14 protein-coding genes are annotated in these 15,271 nt (G+C 68.7%); 2 read left to right on the top strand and 12 right to left on the bottom strand.

What is annotated here, in order from left to right; genetic code table 11:
• Positions 1 to 21: 21 nt before the first annotated feature.
• From NS283_RS05580 to NS283_RS05590, 3 genes are read right to left on the bottom strand one after another with little or no spacing between them, the layout of a single operon-like run.
• Complete coding sequence (locus NS283_RS05580) at positions 22 to 1,128, bottom strand: branched-chain amino acid aminotransferase (protein WP_058595891.1); 1,107 nt, start codon at positions 1,126 to 1,128, stop codon at positions 22 to 24.
• Positions 1,129 to 1,182: 54 nt separating this feature from the next.
• The gene (locus NS283_RS05585) at positions 1,183 to 2,232 is read right to left on the bottom strand and encodes a 3-isopropylmalate dehydrogenase (protein ID WP_058595892.1); all 1,050 of its coding nucleotides are present in this window, start codon (positions 2,230 to 2,232) and stop codon (positions 1,183 to 1,185) included.
• 25 nt (positions 2,233 to 2,257) lie between these two features.
• Complete coding sequence (locus NS283_RS05590) at positions 2,258 to 3,796, bottom strand: MFS transporter (protein WP_058595893.1); 1,539 nt, start codon at positions 3,794 to 3,796, stop codon at positions 2,258 to 2,260.
• A 79-nt stretch (positions 3,797 to 3,875) separates the two neighbouring features.
• Here NS283_RS05590 and NS283_RS05595 point away from each other — a divergent pair, with 79 nt between their 5' ends.
• Positions 3,876 to 4,418: a TetR/AcrR family transcriptional regulator gene (locus NS283_RS05595; RefSeq protein ID WP_058595894.1), complete on the top strand. Its 543-nt coding sequence runs from the start codon at positions 3,876 to 3,878 to the stop codon at positions 4,416 to 4,418.
• A 191-nt stretch (positions 4,419 to 4,609) separates the two neighbouring features.
• Here NS283_RS05595 and serA read toward each other — a convergent pair whose 3' ends face one another.
• The 9 genes from serA to otsA form a co-directional block, all read right to left on the bottom strand.
• Positions 4,610 to 6,214, bottom strand: a complete 1,605-nt coding sequence (serA, locus tag NS283_RS05600; protein WP_058595895.1) for a phosphoglycerate dehydrogenase — start codon at positions 6,212 to 6,214, stop codon at positions 4,610 to 4,612.
• A 174-nt stretch (positions 6,215 to 6,388) separates the two neighbouring features.
• A complete protein-coding gene (locus NS283_RS05605) occupies positions 6,389 to 6,727 on the bottom strand; it encodes a hypothetical protein (RefSeq protein WP_058595896.1) in 339 nt (112 codons plus the stop codon).
• Positions 6,724 to 7,254 carry a hypothetical protein gene (locus NS283_RS05610; RefSeq protein ID WP_058595897.1) on the bottom strand — a complete coding sequence of 177 codons (531 nt, stop codon included), beginning with the start codon at positions 7,252 to 7,254 and terminating at the stop codon, positions 6,724 to 6,726. The genes NS283_RS05605 and NS283_RS05610 overlap by 4 nt, the downstream gene beginning before the upstream one ends.
• A 138-nt stretch (positions 7,255 to 7,392) precedes the next feature.
• Entirely contained in the window at positions 7,393 to 8,418 is a 1,026-nt protein-coding gene (gene ilvC, locus NS283_RS05615) for a ketol-acid reductoisomerase (RefSeq protein WP_058595898.1), read from the bottom strand.
• 63 nt (positions 8,419 to 8,481) lie between these two features.
• Entirely contained in the window at positions 8,482 to 8,991 is a 510-nt protein-coding gene (gene ilvN / locus NS283_RS05620) for an acetolactate synthase small subunit (protein WP_058595899.1), read from the bottom strand.
• Between the two features lies 1 nt (position 8,992).
• Positions 8,993 to 10,801 carry an acetolactate synthase large subunit gene (locus NS283_RS05625; protein ID WP_058595900.1) on the bottom strand — a complete coding sequence of 603 codons (1,809 nt, stop codon included), beginning with the start codon at positions 10,799 to 10,801 and terminating at the stop codon, positions 8,993 to 8,995.
• Between the two features lie 46 nt (positions 10,802 to 10,847).
• Positions 10,848 to 12,566 (bottom strand): dihydroxy-acid dehydratase, encoded by a 1,719-nt coding sequence (gene ilvD / locus NS283_RS05630; protein WP_058595901.1) that lies wholly within the window; start codon positions 12,564 to 12,566, stop codon positions 10,848 to 10,850.
• A gap of 59 nt (positions 12,567 to 12,625) precedes the next feature.
• Complete coding sequence (gene otsB / locus NS283_RS05635) at positions 12,626 to 13,405, bottom strand: trehalose-phosphatase (protein ID WP_058595902.1); 780 nt, start codon at positions 13,403 to 13,405, stop codon at positions 12,626 to 12,628.
• Positions 13,402 to 14,862 carry an alpha,alpha-trehalose-phosphate synthase (UDP-forming) gene (gene otsA / locus NS283_RS05640; RefSeq protein WP_058595903.1) on the bottom strand — a complete coding sequence of 487 codons (1,461 nt, stop codon included), beginning with the start codon at positions 14,860 to 14,862 and terminating at the stop codon, positions 13,402 to 13,404. Before otsA ends, otsB begins: the two co-directional genes overlap by 4 nt.
• Positions 14,863 to 14,992: 130 nt before the next feature.
• On the opposite strand from otsA, the gene NS283_RS05645 reads away from it, so the two are divergent.
• Positions 14,993 to 15,247, top strand: a complete 255-nt coding sequence (locus tag NS283_RS05645; RefSeq protein WP_058595904.1) for a hypothetical protein — start codon at positions 14,993 to 14,995, stop codon at positions 15,245 to 15,247.
• The last annotated feature ends 24 nt before the right edge of the window (positions 15,248 to 15,271 follow it).

Raw genomic sequence — 15,271 nt, forward strand, 5'->3', positions numbered from 1 at the left:
CCCCTCCGATGGACTCGGCGCTTACGCGTCGAGGCGGTACAGCCAGCCGTGCTTGTCTTCGGCGCGGCCGTACTGGATGTTCGTCAGCTCTTCGCGCAGCTCGAGGGCGAGAGTGCCCATCGGCTGCTCGTCGATGAAGTCGCGACCCTTCAGGATGCCGATCGGCGTCACCACCGCGGCCGTGCCGCACGCGAACACCTCGACGATGTCTCCGGATGCCACACCCCGGCGCCACTCGTCGAGCGACACGTTGCGCCCCTCGACGTGGTGTCCTCGGTCGCGGGCGAGCTGCAGAAGAGAGTCGCGCGTGATGCCCTCGAGGATCGAGTCGGACTGCGGGGTGACGATCGTGCCGTCTTTGTAGACGAACACGACGTTCATGCCACCGAGCTCTTCGACGTTGCGGTCCTGGTCGAGGAAGACGACCTGGTCGCACTCGTTCTCGTACGCCTCGGACTGGGGCAGGAGGCTGGCGGCGTAGTTGCCACCGGTCTTCGCCGCACCGGTACCGCCCTTGCCGGCGCGCGAGTAGTCCTCGCTGAGCCAGATCGACACCGGCTTCACGCCGCCCTTGAAGTACGCACCCGCGGGGCTGGCGATGAGGTAGTACGCGACCTTGTGCGCGGGGCGCACGCCGAGGAACGCCTCCTTCGCGAACATGAACGGCCGCAGGTAGAGGCTCTGATCCTCGCCCGACGGCACCCACGCGCCGTCGACGGCGATGAGCTCGCGCAGCGACTGCAGGAAGTACGGCACGGGCAGCTCGGGCAGCGCCAGGCGGCGGGCCGAGCGCTGCAGACGACGACCGTTCTGGTCGGGGCGGAAGGTGTGCACGGATCCGTCGGTGTGACGGTAGGCCTTGATGCCCTCGAAGATCTCCTGCCCGTAGTGCAGGACAGCTGCGGCCGGGTCGAGCGAGATCGGCCCGTAGGGCGAGACGCGCGGGCGGTGCCAGCCGCCGCGGACCGACCAGCAGATGTCGACCATGTGGTCGGTGAAGCTCTGCCCGAAGCCGGGGTTGGCGAGGATCGCGTCGCGATCCGCCGCGCTCTTCGCCGCGAGGTTGCGGGTGACGGCGAACTCGAGCGGGTCGAGTCCGGTGTCGGGGTCAGTGTCGATGGTGGTCATTCGTGATCCAAAACTGTTCGATGCGCGGGGGCGATGCGGGCCGATCGGTCCAGGTTACGCCTGGACGCGTTCGACGATGGCGTCGCCGATCTGAGCGGTGCTGCGGGCGCCGTCGCGGCTCGCGATGTCGTCCTCGACCGCGCGGGTGACGCGGGCGGCTTCGTCGGTGAGCCCGAGGTGATCGAGCAGGAGGGCGACGGAGAGGATCGCAGCCGTGGCGTCGGCCTTCTGGGTGCCCGCGATGTCGGGCGCCGATCCGTGGACGGGCTCGAACATCGAGGGGAACGCGCCGTCGGGGTTGATGTTGCCCGAAGCGGCGAGGCCGATGCCTCCGGTGACGGCGCCGGCCAAGTCGGTCAGGATGTCGCCGAAGAGGTTGTCGGTGACGATCACGTCGAAGCGGCCCGGGTTCGTGACCAGGAAGATCGTTGCCGCATCGACGTGCAGGTAGTCTACGTCGACCCCGGGGTACTCGGATGCCACGGCATCCACGATCCGCTTCCACATGCCGCCGGCGTGCACGAGCACGTTCGTCTTGTGCACGAGCGTGAGCTTGTGGCGACGACGCTCCGCGAGGGCGAACGCGTATCGGACGACTCGCTCGACACCGAAAGCGGTGTTGACCGACGTCTCGTTGGCGACCTCGTGCGGAGTGCCGCGACGGATCGCACCGCCGTTGCCGACGTACGGGCCCTCGGTGCCCTCGCGCACGACCACGAAGTCGATGTCTCCCGGGTCGGCGAGCGGACCGCTCGCACCGGGGTACAGCTTCGACGGACGCAGGTTCACGTAGTGGTCGAGCTCGAACCGAAGCTTCAGCAGAAGGCCCCGCTCGATGTTCGCGTCTTTCAGGCGCGGGTCGCCGGGGACTCCCCCGACGGCGCCGAGCAGGATCGCATCCTGCGCCGCGATGGCCGCGAGGTCGTCATCGGTGAGCGTGTCGCCCGTCTCGAGGTAGCGACCCGCCCCGAGGGAGAAGTGCGTCTTCTCGAAGACGACTTCGGATTCGGCGGTGACCGCGTCGAGGACCTTCACGGCCTCCGCAACGACCTCGGGACCGATGCCGTCACCGGGGATGACGGCCAGCTTCACGACACGCGACATCGCTCTCCTCAGAGCTCGGGGCACGTCACTTCGTCGACGTGCCGCGGGTTCCTCCCAGGGTAGTGGCAGCGATCACACCCGCGACGACGATGAGGCCCGCCCCGATCAGAGCCGTGACGACCACACCCGAGTCGAACGCGTGCGCCGCGGCGGTCCGCAGAGCCTCGGCCAGGGTGGCATCGTCGAGGGTGTGCGAGACGGCGACAGCCCCGGCGAGGGTTTCTCGGGCGGCTGAGGCCGCGGCATCCGGGAGCCCCGCCGGCAGGACCAGCTGAGCGCGGTAGAACGCCGCCAGGATGCCGCCGAGCACAGCCGTTCCGAGCACCGCGCCCACCTCGTACGCCGTCTCGGAGACGGCGCTCGCGGCACCCGCCTTCGCAGAGGGCGCGCTCGACAGGATCAGCTCGTTCGACACCGTTTCAGCCGCACCGATACCGACGCCCAGCAGACCGAAGGCCACGATGAGCTGAACGAGGTCGGCAGTCGAGAGCGCGACCATCACGTAGGCGACCGCCGAGAAGCCGAGCGCGATCGGCACGACGACGCGCGGTGCGAAACGCGCCGCGATGGGCACGACCGCGAGGCCGGACACGATCATGAGGGCGAGCCCCGGGAGCAGGGCGAAGCCCGCGACCATTGGCGTCAGCCCGACGACGAGCTGCAGATGCTGGGCGACGAAGTACAGGAATCCGACGAGACCGACCACGCTGAGCAGGTTCACGAGGATCGCGCCCGAGAAGGTGCCGCGCTGGAACAGCGTCATGTCGAGCATCGGCGCGGACAGGCGCCGCTGACGACGCACAAACAACCAGCCGAAGACGACGCCGATGACGAAGAGCAGGGGCGCGAGTGACACCGGGCCGTCGACGGCGAGCTTCTTGATGCCATACACGATCGGCACCATGGTCGCGAGCGACAGGAGGACGCTGATCGGGTCGAAGCGGCCGGGTGCGGGGTCGCGACTCTCGGGCACGAAGATGGGGGCGAGGATGAGCAGAGGCACGAGCACCGGTACCGCCATGAGGAACACCGAGCCCCATGAGAAGTGCTCGAGCAGGAAGCCCCCGACGATGGGACCCAGCGCAGCACCGGCCGAGAAACCCGAGGCCCAGATCGCGATCGCGAAGCGACGCTGATCACGGTCGCGGAAGATGCTCCGCAGCAGGGAGAGCGTAGAGGGCATGAGCATCGCGCCGAACACGCCCATCAGCGCGCGGCCCGCGATGAGAGCAGCCGCCGTCGGGGCGAAGGCGGACAGCGCCGACACGGCCGCGAAACCCGTCGCGCCGATCAGCAGCATGCGCTTGCGGCCGAAGCGGTCGCCGAGGGTGCCCATCGTGACGAGGAGACCAGCCAGAACCAGAGGGTAGACGTCGATGATCCAGAGCTGCTCGATGCTCGACGGCTGCAGGTCGAGTGCGATCTCGGGGAGAGCGAAGCTCAACACCGTGTTGTCGACCGAGACCAGGAGCACGGGCAGCATGAGCACCGCCAGCGCGAACCAGCCACGCCACCCGGCGCGGGTCACGGCGATGTCTTGCGTGGGCAACGACGAGGTGAGCATTCTTCGAATCCGTTTCTAAACCGTCCAGCCGGTATAGTAACAGACGAGAAACACTCGCCGCCAGTACGATCGAGGAGTCATGAGCCGCCCCCCACTCGCCCGCGAAGCAGTCCTCGACGCGTTCACGCGCATCCTCGTCGACGAGGGAGAGCGCGCGGCGACCGTCGATGCCACCGCGCGATCGGCCGGCGTCTCCAAGGGCGGTCTCCTCTACCACTTCAACTCCAAGAGCGCCCTCGAAGCGGCGCTCGTGGAACGCCTCGAGAAGCTCGCGCGCGAAGACGTGGAAGAGATCGAGAGGTCCACGGAGGGCGCCGTCGCCGCGCACATCCGCTCATCGCAGAACACCGGCTCCGCGCTCGACGTGACGATCCTCGCGGTATCCCGCCTCGCGCAGAACGGCAACGACGCCGCCACCGCATCACTCCGACGCGTGCGCGAGCTCTGGGAAGAGAGCCTGCGGGGCCACACCCGCGACGAGACCGCACTGCAGATCGTGCTGCTCGTCAGCGACGGCCTCTACTTCAACGCCGTTCTCGACCTCAACGCCGTCCCGAGCCCGCGGGTCGAGGGTGCTGACCTCGACAAGCTCATCGCCGCGGTCGTCGCGGCGACCACCTGAACGACGGGTGACCGGCGCATCCATCCAGGATGCGGCCAGCGAGCCGCGCGCCGAAGGGGCCACCGTCCTGACCCCTCGCGGGCTGCTCGCATCGTCGCCCAGGCCGTCACGCCCTGAACACCCCGTACAGAACCATCCCGAAACGACGAAGGGGGCCGCTCCCGCGACCCCCTCCCCCGAACGCTGTCGCGTCAGTCTTCGACGATGTCGATCTGCCGGAACAGGTCGGCGCCGACGGCCTCGCGCATGGCGCCGAGGATCTCGTCGGGCACGGGCGAATCGACGGTGAGGACCGAGAGCGCACGGCCCGTGGCATCCGGAGCAGCCACCTGGAGACCGGCGATGTTGATGCCCGCCTCACCCAGCTTCTGGCCGTAGATCGCGACGATGCCGGGGCGGTCGGCGTAGCGCATCACAAGGTGGTGCTTCTCGATCGGCACTTCGATGTCGTAGCCGTTGATGGCGACGACCTTCGGCACCATGCGGGTTCCGGCGAGCGTGCCGGCGACCGTCAGGGTCGACCCGTCGGCGAGCGTGCCGCGCAGGATCGTGATGTTGCGGTACAGCGGGCTCTCGGCCTCGACGACGAGACGCGCCTCGACACCGCGCTGTTCGGCGAAGAGCGGAGCGTTCACGTACGACACGCTCTCGCTGACGATGCGGCTGAAGTACCCCTTCAGTGCGGCGAGGCGGTAGACGCTCACGTCGTAGGCGGCGAGCTCGCCGCGCACCTCGATGTCGAGGCTGGTGAGGGCGCTGTCGGCGAGGCCGCTGAAGAACTGGCCGAGCATCTCGACAAGCGCGATACCGGGACGCACGAACGGGTCGATCGCGCCGCCGGCGACGTTCACGGCATCCGGAACGAGGTCGCCCTCGAGGGCGAGCTTCACGGAGCGGGCGACGGAGACACCCGCCTTCTCCTGCGCTTCCTCGGTGCTGGCGCCGAGGTGCGGGGTGACCACAACGTTCGGCAGGTCGAGGAGCTTGCGCGCCGGGCCGCCCTCGGCGGGAGGCTCGGTCGAGAACACGTCGAGGCCGGCACCGGCGATCTCGCCGGTGGCGAGGGCGTCGAACAGCGCCTCCTCGTCGATGAGGCCACCGCGCGCGACGTTGATGACGTACGCCGTCTTCTTCATGCGGCGCAGCTGCTCGGCGCCGACCATTCCCGTCGTCTCGGGCGTCTTGGGCATGTGGATGGTGACGAAGTCGCTCTGCTCGAGGAGCTCGTCGAGCGACACGAGCTGCACACCGAGCTGCTGAGCGCGAGCCGCGGTGACGTAGGGGTCGTACGCGATCACGCGCATGTCGAACGCCTGCAACCGGGCGGCGATCAGGGCACCGATGCGTCCGAGACCGATGATGCCGATCGTCTTCTCGAACAGCTCGGTGCCGGTGAACGAGCTGCGCTTCCACAGGCCCTGCGCCAACGAGGAGTGGGCAGCCGGGATGCGACGGGCGAGAGACAGCACGTGCCCGACGGTGAGCTCGGCGGCCGAGATGATGTTGGAGGTCGGCGCATTGACGACCATGACTCCCGCCGCGGTGGCCGACTTGATGTCGACGTTGTCGAGGCCGACACCGGCGCGGGCGACGACCTTGAGCGACGGCGCCGCGGCGAGGGCCTCGGCGTCGATCTGGGTGGCCGAGCGCACGAGCACCGCGTGCGCGTCGGCGAGGGCCGAGAGCAGCGCGGGGCGATCGGTCCCGTCGACGTTGCGCACGTCGAAGTCGGGGCCGAGCGCGTCGATCGTGGCGGGAGAGAGTTCTTCGGCGATGAGCACGACGGGCTTCGTCACGGATGCGTCCTTCGAAACGGTGCTGGGGGTCTGACGCGCACCGTCGCGCACCGCCGGCGCGAACCGGGCGCGCGACCCGTGCGGGCCGTCTGCCAGCCTAGCGCGGAGGCGAATGGATGCCGGACCGTATGACGCCGGAGCGGGTCGCGCGCGATGACGTGCGCGAAACCGGGCTCAAGACCCGTACAACCCGTACGACGTCGTCCCGTACCCCACGATCGCGAGCCAGAAGGCCGCCGAGAGAGTCAGCCCGGCGAGCAGCACGAGGGCGAACTCCCCCGCCTTCCGCCGCGCGCCGATCGCGAAAGCGACGCCGAACGCGATGAGCGGGAAGACGATCGGCAGGCAGTAGACGAACCAGCCGAGGCCGTTGAGACCCAGCGGCCCGTTGACCTGCAGGATGAGCAGGGCCACCGAACTCCACACGACGTACGCGTAGAACAGTCCGAAGATTCCCGCGATCGTGACGACGAGCCACGTCGGCAGGTGACGGGTGCGGGCGACGGCGCTCATGCGAGAGATCCCATCGACAGGAACGGCCACGGCACGAGCAGGACGATGCCCAGGATCAGCAGGAGGAATCGCTGCCACGTGCGCCACGAGCGCGTGAGCACCAGGACCGTCACGAACCACACGATCGGGGCGAGGGTGGCCCCGATGGTCATCGCGACGACGGTCACATCCGGGATGGGGATGCCGAGGCTCTGGAGCTGGCGTCCCGAAAGCAGCCAGCCGAGCGCGAAGAGCAGGAACGTCGCCGCCACCATGCCGATGCCCACCAGGCCGACGTTTCCGAGGGGCGCGGAATGCGCGGCATCCGGGGTCGCATCCGAAGGGGAATCGACGGATGCCGCAACCTCGGGCGCGCGCGGCGCCTCGCGTGTCGGCGGCGCATCGGAGACAGGTGATTGAGGCACGAGCGGTTCCGGTCCCGCGACCGGCTCCGCCACGGGGTCGGGCGCGCGCTTGTCGCCGACGTCGAGGGTCGGATCGTCGTCACCGCCCCACGAGAGGGCGTCGTCATCGCGCGGTGTGCTCACGATCCCACGGTAGCGGCGCTCCCCCGCGACCGGGTCGCGCCCCGCCGAGCGCCTCGTCCGCGGCATGCGGGGCGAGAGAACCCCGTGCAACGGCGAACGCCCCGGAACCGAGAGGCTCCGGGGCGTTCGCCGGACGGATCAGCGCGCGGCCGAGCCTTCGACGTAGTCGCTGTCCTGCTGCTTCCACGCGAACAGACCGCGGAGCTCCTTGCCGGTCGCCTCGATCGGGTGACCCTGCTCCTTCTCGCGGAGGGCGAGGAACTCGGTGGCGCCGTTGTCCTGGTCGTCGATGAAGCGCTTCGCGAACGCGCCGGACTGGATGTCGGCGAGGACGGCCTTCATGTTCTCCTTCACCGACGGGTCGATGACGCGGGGACCGGAGACGTAGTCGCCGTACTCGGCCGTGTCGGAGATCGACCAGCGCTGCTTGGCGATGCCGCCCTCCCACATGAGGTCGACGATGAGCTTGAGCTCGTGCAGCACCTCGAAGTACGCGATCTCGGGCTGGTAGCCGGCCTCGGTCAGCGTCTCGAAGCCGTACTGGACGAGGTGGCTCATGCCACCGCACAGCACGGACTGCTCGCCGAACAGGTCGGTCTCGGTCTCTTCGGTGAAGGTCGTCTTGATGACGCCGGCACGGGTGCCGCCGATGGCCTTGGCGTACGACAGGGCGGTGTCCCAGGCCGAGCCCGAGGCGTCGCGCTCGACGGCGATGATGTCGGGGATGCCGCGGCCCGCGACGTACTCGCGACGCACCGTGTGGCCGGGAGCCTTGGGAGCGACGAGGATGACGTCGACGCCCTCGGGCGCGTCGATGTAGCCGAAGCGGATGTTGAAGCCGTGCGCGAAGGCGAGCGTCTTGCCCTCGGTCAGCTTGTCCTTGATGGAGTCGGCGTAGATCGAACGCTGGTGCTGGTCGGGCGCGAGGATCATGATGAGGTCGGCCCACTCGGTCGCGTCGGCGACGTTCTTGACCTCGAAGCCGTCCTCCTGCGCCTTGGGGGCCGACTTCGACCCGTCCTTGAGCGCGATGACGACCTGGACACCGGAGTCGCGGAGGTTCTGCGCGTGCGCGTGGCCCTGCGAGCCGTAGCCGACGATCGCGACCTTCTTGCCCTGGATGATCGAGAGGTCGGCGTCGTCGTCGTAGAAGATCTCTGCCATGAGGATGTTTCTCCTTGAATTCTGGCCCCGCTCCGGGACCGGTTGGAATGGAAAGTAGAAAGCTCAGCTGCGCAGGACGCGCTCCGTGATGCTCTTGCCTCCGCGACCGACGGCGAGAAGGCCCGACTGCGCGAGCTCTTTCACACCGAACGGCTCGATGGCCTTCAGGAACGCACCGACCTTGCCCGAGTCGCCCGTGATCTCGATCACGATCGCGTCGGGTGCGTAGTCGACCACCGACGCGCGGAAGAGGTTGACGACCTCGAGCACGTTCGAGCGGGTGGCGTTGTCGGCCCGCACCTTGACCAGCACGTGCTCGCGCTGGACGGATGCCGCGGGGTCGAGTTCGACGATCTTGATCACGTTGATCAGCTTGTTGAGCTGCTTCGTGACCTGCTCGAGCGGCAGTCCCTCGACGTCGACGACGACCGTGATGCGGGAGAGGCCCGGCACCTCGGTGACACCCACGGCGAGCGACTCGATGTTGAATCCGCGACGGGCGAAGAGACCGGCGACGCGCGTGAGCAGACCGGGCTTGTCCTCGACGAGGAGGCTCAGAACGTGACGAGACATCTCAGTCCTCCTGCTCGTTGAAGGCGGGCGAGTGGTCGCGCGCGTACTGGACGTAGCTGTTGCTGACGCCCTGCGGCACCATCGGCCACACCATCGCGTCGGCGCTCACGACGAAGTCGATCACGACCGGACGGTCGTTCGTGTCCAGCGCGAGCTGGATCGCGGCGTCGATCTCGTCTTCCTTCTCGACACGGATCGCGAGGCACCCGTACGCCTCGGCGAGCTTGACGAAGTCGGGGATGCGACGCGTGCCGTGTCCCGTGTTCAGGTCGGTGTTGGAGTGGCGTCCGTCGAAGAACAGCGTCTGCCACTGGCGCACCATGCCGAGGGAGGAGTTGTTGATGATCGCGACCTTGATCGGGATGTCGTTGATGACGCAGGTCGCGAGCTCCTGGTTCGTCATCTGGAAGCAGCCGTCGCCGTCGATCGCCCACACGGCACGCTCGGGCTGCGCGACCTTGGCGCCCATCGCGGCCGGAACCGCGTAGCCCATGGTGCCGGCGCCGCCGGAGTTCAGCCAGGCGTTGGGGCGCTCGTACTTGATGAACTGCGCCGCCCACATCTGGTGCTGACCCACACCGGAGGCGTAGACGCCCTCGGGACCGGTCAGCTCGCCGATGCGCTGGATCACGTGCTGGGGCGAGAGCAGACCGTCGCTGGTGGGCGTGTAGCCGAGCGGGAACTCCTCGCGGAGGCCGTTCAGGTAGGTCCACCACTCCGAGTAATCGTGCGGGTGCTCGGCGTCGGCGGCGCGGAAGGCGGCATCCAGGTCGACGAGCACCTCTTTGAGGTCGCCCACGATCGGCACGTCGGCGGTGCGGATCTTGGAGATCTCGGCGGGGTCGATGTCGACGTGCACCACCTGCGCGTGCGGCGCGAACAGCGACGCCTTGCCCGTGACGCGGTCGTCGAAGCGCGCGCCGAGCGAGACGATGAGGTCGCTCTCCTGAAGGGCGAGCACCGCGGGAACGGTGCCGTGCATTCCGGGCATCCCCAGGTGCTGCTCGTGCGAGTCGGGGAACGCGCCGCGTGCCATGAGGGTGGTCACGACGGGCGCACCGGTCGCCTCGGCCAGCACCTTCAGCTCGGCAGCCGCGTTCGCGCGGATCGTTCCGCCGCCCACGTACAGGACGGGCTTCTGCGCGGTGGCGAGCAGCTGCGCCGCGGCCTGGATCTGCTTGCCGTGCGCCTTGGTCACCGGCCGGTATCCGGGCAGGTCGATCTTGGGCGGCCAGACGAAAGCGGCCTCGGCCTGCTGGGCGTCCTTCGTGATGTCGACGAGCACCGGGCCCGGGCGACCGGTCGAGGCGATCTCGAAAGCCGCGGCGATGGCGCCGGGGATCTCCTCGGCCGTCTTGACCAGGAAGGAGTGCTTGGTGATCGGCATCGTGATGCCGACGATGTCGGCCTCCTGGAAGGCGTCCGTGCCCATGAGGGTGGAGAACACCTGCCCCGTGATGCACACGAGCGGCACCGAGTCCATGTAGGCGTCGGCGATCGCGGTGACGAGGTTGGTGGCCCCCGGACCCGACGTCGCGATCGCGACGCCGACCTTGCCGGATGCCGCGGCGTAGCCTTCGGCCGCGTGGCCAGCGCCCTGCTCGTGGCGCACGAGGATGTGACGGACGTGTTCGTCATCCATCAGCGGGTCGTAGACGGGCATGATCGCCCCGCCCGGCAGGCCGAAGACGTCGGTGACCCCGAGCAGATCGAGCGAGCGGACGACCGCCTGCGCACCCGTCATCACGGGCGCCGGGGCGGTGCGGGCGGGAGGCCGGGGCACGGCCGCCGTAGGGGAATCGATGGACATGGGAGTACCTCGAGAACCAGAAGAAGGTGAAAAAGGGGGACGGCCGTCAGCCCGTGACCGCGCCCTCCGCGGCGGAGTGCACGAGCTTGGAGTACTTGGCCAGAACGCCACGGGTATAGCGCGGGGGAAGCGGTTCCCAGCCTTCGCGGCGGGAACTCAGCTCGGCCTCATCGACGATCAAGTCGAGAGTGCGAGCGGCGATATCGACCCGTATCAGATCACCATCGCGCACGAAGGCGATCGGACCTGCGTCCACCGCTTCGGGAGCTATGTGGCCGATGCAGAGGCCGGTTGTGCCGCCTGAGAATCGACCGTCCGTCAAGAGTAGTACATCTTTTCCGAGCCCCGCGCCCTTGATGGCCGCGGTGATGGCCAGCATCTCGCGCATGCCGGGGCCGCCCTTGGGGCCCTCGTAGCGGATCACCACGACATCGCCCGCGGCGATGTCTCCCGCCTCGAGCGCGTCCATGGCCGCGCGCTCGCGCTCGAACACGCGGGCGGGGCCCTCGAAGACGTTGCCGTCGAAGCCGGCCGACTTCACGACGGCGCCCTCGGGGGCCATCGAGCCGTGGAGGATCGTGATGCCGCCCGTGGCGTGGATCGGGTCGTCAAATCGGTGGATCACCTTACCGTCGACGGGGTCGGGGTTCAGGTCCGCGAGGTTCTCTGCGAGCGTCTTTCCGGTGACGGTCAGCGCGTCGCCGTGCAGCAGCCCCTCGTCGAGCATCGCCTTCATGATGACCGGGATGCCGCCGTGGCGGTCGACATCGTTCATGACGTACTGGCCGAACGGCTTCATGTCGGCGACGTGCGGCGTGCGGTCGCCGATGCGGTTGAAGTCGTGCAGGTTCAGCTCGACCTCGGCCTCGTTCGCGATTGCGAGGAGGTGGAGCACGACGTTGGTCGAGCCGCCGAGCGCCATGGCGAGGGCGATGGCGTTCTCGAACGCCTCCTTGGTGAGGATGTCGCGCGTGGTGATGCCCTGGCGCAGCAGGTTGACCACGGCTTCACCCGAACGGTGGGCGAAGTAGTCGCGACGACGGTCGGCCGACGGCGGGGCGGCGGAGCCGGGAAGGCTGAGGCCGAGGGCTTCGGCGACCGAGGCCATCGTGTTGGCGGTGTACATACCGCCGCAGGCACCCTCGCCCGGGGCGATCGCGCACTCTATGCGCTTGAGGTCGGCCTCGCTCATCTTGCCCGCGAGGCACGCGCCCAGGGCCTCGAACGAGTCGATGATCGTGACGTCCTTCTCGGTGCCGTCGCTGAGCTTTACCCAGCCCGGCGCGATCGAGCCCGCGTAGAGGAAGACGCTCGACAGGTCGAGACGAGCGGATGCCATGAGCATGCCCGGGATCGACTTGTCGCAGCCCGCGAGCAGGACGGACCCGTCGAGGCGCTCGGCCATCATCACGGTCTCGACGCTGTCGGCGATGACCTCGCGCGAGACGAGCGAGAAGTGCATCCCCTCGTGGCCCATCGAGATGCCGTCGGAGACGGAGATGGTGCCGAACTGCAGCGGGTACCCACCGCCGGCGTGGACGCCCTCCTTGGCGCCCTGCGCGAGGCGGTCGAGGCTCAGGTTGCAGGGGGTGATCTCGTTCCAGCTCGACGCGATGCCGATCTGGGGCTTGTCCCAGTCCTCGTCGCCCATGCCGACCGCGCGGAGCATTCCGCGGGAGGTCGTGGCTTCGATGCCGTCGGTGACGACGCGACTGCGGGGCTTGATGTCGAACTCGCCGGTGTTCGGATTCTGCGGTGCGGGCATCCTCGAAGTCTATTGCGCGCGCGTGGCGCGCCGATGCGCCACGAGTGTCGAATCGCTGATCAATCCGTGTGCGCGCGGCGAAGACGCGCGATGTCCTCCAGGACGGTCACGAAAGCGTCGATGTCGTCGACGCGCAGCGTGGCCGCGGTCTCTCCCCCGCCGACGCGGATGCCGAGGTCTCCGGGGCCGAGGGAGCGCAGCGCGTCCTCGTCGGTGACGTCGTCGCCCGCGAACAGCACAGCGGTCGCTCCGACCCGCTCGCGCAGGTGCGCGACGGCGGAGTCCTTCCCCTCGTGGCGGAACGAGAACTCGAGGATGTCGTGTCCCGTGCGACGCCTCCACCCGGGCGCCTCGGCGGCGACCAGCTCGTCGGCGATCTCCCGGACGGCGCGGGCGGTCTCGGCATCCGCGGTCCGGGTGTGCACGCCGAAGCCGTACTCCTTCGGTTCGATCCAGACGCCGGTCGTCCCGGCGGCGCGACGACTGACCTCGTCTTGCAGCTGATCCCGGAGGGCGAGGTCCGCGTCGTCGTCCGTCGCAGACTCGACACCGACCCCCGGTACCCAGAACTGCACGCCGTGGGAGCCCGCGAGCCAGATGACCGAGTCGTCCGTGTGCTCCGCGATCTCGCGAAGGTGTCCGAGCGAGCGTCCGGAGACGAGAGCGACGACCGTGCGGGGAAGCGTGACCAGGTCGCCGAGCACGGCACGGGCCCCCGGCGTCATGCGCGCCGACATCGGCTCATCGACGAGCGGGGAGAGGGTGCCGTCGAAGTCGACGGCGATCAGCAGGCGGTCGGTCGTGGCGACGGCCTCGATCGTGGCGTCGGCGGCGGTCATTCCGCGTCCTCGCTCTCGGAACCGCCCTCGACCTCGGCTGCGGCCGCCGCGCTCGAGGCCGTGTCGTGGAACGTCGCAAGAGCCTCGAGGAACTCGCGCGACCAGTCCTCGACGTCGTGATCGCGCACGCGTTTGCGAAGCGCCCGCATACGGCGACCCTGCTCGGCGGCGGGCATGTCGATCGCGCGGACGATGGCATCCTTCAACCCGTCGATGTCGTGCGGGTTGATGAGCAGGGCGCTGCCCATCTCGTCGGCCGCGCCGGCGAACTCGCTCAGCACCAGCACACCGCGGTTGTCGGTGCGACTCGCGACGTACTCCTTCGCCACGAGGTTCATGCCGTCGCGGAGGGCCGTGACCAGCATGACGTCCGCGGCGAGGAAGAGCGCGACCATCTCTTCGCGCGGGTACGACTGGTGCAGGTACCGGATCGCGGTGTGCGTGGTGGTGTCGTGGTCGCCGTTGATCCGCCCGACGGTCATCTCGATCTCGTCGCGCAGCTGAACGTAGGCGTCGACGCGTTCGCGACTCGGGCTCGCGACCTGCACGAGCGTGGCGTCCTCGACGGTGGCGCGGCCGTCCTCGAGCAGTTCGCCCCACGCCTTCAGACGGTGGCGGATGCCCTTCGTGTAGTCGAGGCGATCGACCCCGAGCAGGATCTTGCGGGGGTTGCCGAGCCCCTCGCGGATCTCTTTCGCACGCTGCTGGATCTCGGGCTTCTGCGCGAGCTCGACGTACGACTCGGCGTCGATCGAGATCGGGAACGCCTTGGCGAGGGCGACGCGCGTCCCGCCCTTCTCGTCCGGAACCAGGATGCCGCTGGCCTTCGTCTCGTACCGCAACTGGCGCCGCACGGCTCGCGCGAAGTTGCCCGCGTCCGCGACGCGCTGGAACCCGATCACGTCGGCGCCCAGCAGCCCCTCGAGAACCTGCTTGCGCCACGGGAGCTGCGAGTACAGCCCGTAAGCGGGGAACGGGATGTGGTGGAAGTAGCCGATCGTCAGGTCGGGGCGGAGCTCCCGCAGCATCTTGGGGACGAGCTGCAGCTGATAGTCCTGCACCCACACCGTCGCGTTCTGAGCAGCAGAGGCGGCCGCAGCTTCGGCGAATCGACGGTTCACGCGGACATAGGCGTCCCACCACGCCCGCTTGTAGGTCGGCGCGGCGATGACGTCGTGGTAGAGCGGCCAGATCGTGTCGTTCGAGAAGCCCTCGTAGTAGTTCTGCACGTCGGCCGCCGACAGCACGACGGGAACCAGGTGCACGCCGTCGAACTCGAACGGCTCCAGCTCGACGTCGGGCTGACCGGCCCACCCGACCCACGCGCCATCGGCGCGACGCATGACCGGCTCGAGGGCGGTCACGAGACCGCCGGGGGAACGACGCCATCCCTCACCGTCCGGGGTGCGGTCGACGGGAAGGCGGTTGGCGACGACGACGAAATCGGCCTGGGTCACAGGTCCTCCTCGGGGATCGACCTCAGGCTAACAGCGGCGTCGGGCGGCGCAGAGGGCTGGACGGGATGCGATATGCACGCCCGCCTGTCAAGGCGCGGCATCGGTCCGCGCTCCTCGGTAGGTTGAACGCATGCGCCAGTACATCTTCGGAACGGGTCTTCTCAGCGCCATCACGGGTGGCATCACGCTCCTGCGGGCTCTGCGCAACGACGAGCCCTTCACCTGGCGCACCGCGCTCGCGTGGCTCAGCTGGGGCATCACTCTCGCGCTCGCGATCGGATCGGTCGTCGATACCCGTCGCGCCCGGCGCGGACGCGTGATCGCGGGCGACTCCCCTGTCGCGAAGAAGCAGCAGAAGCTTTTCAAGAAGCGCCTCGCGCGCTGATCGGACGACGGATGCCACGACCCC

The sequence above is a fragment of the Microbacterium testaceum genome, from assembly GCF_001476285.1.
In the GTDB taxonomy this organism is placed as follows: domain Bacteria; phylum Actinomycetota; class Actinomycetes; order Actinomycetales; family Microbacteriaceae; genus Microbacterium; species Microbacterium testaceum_B.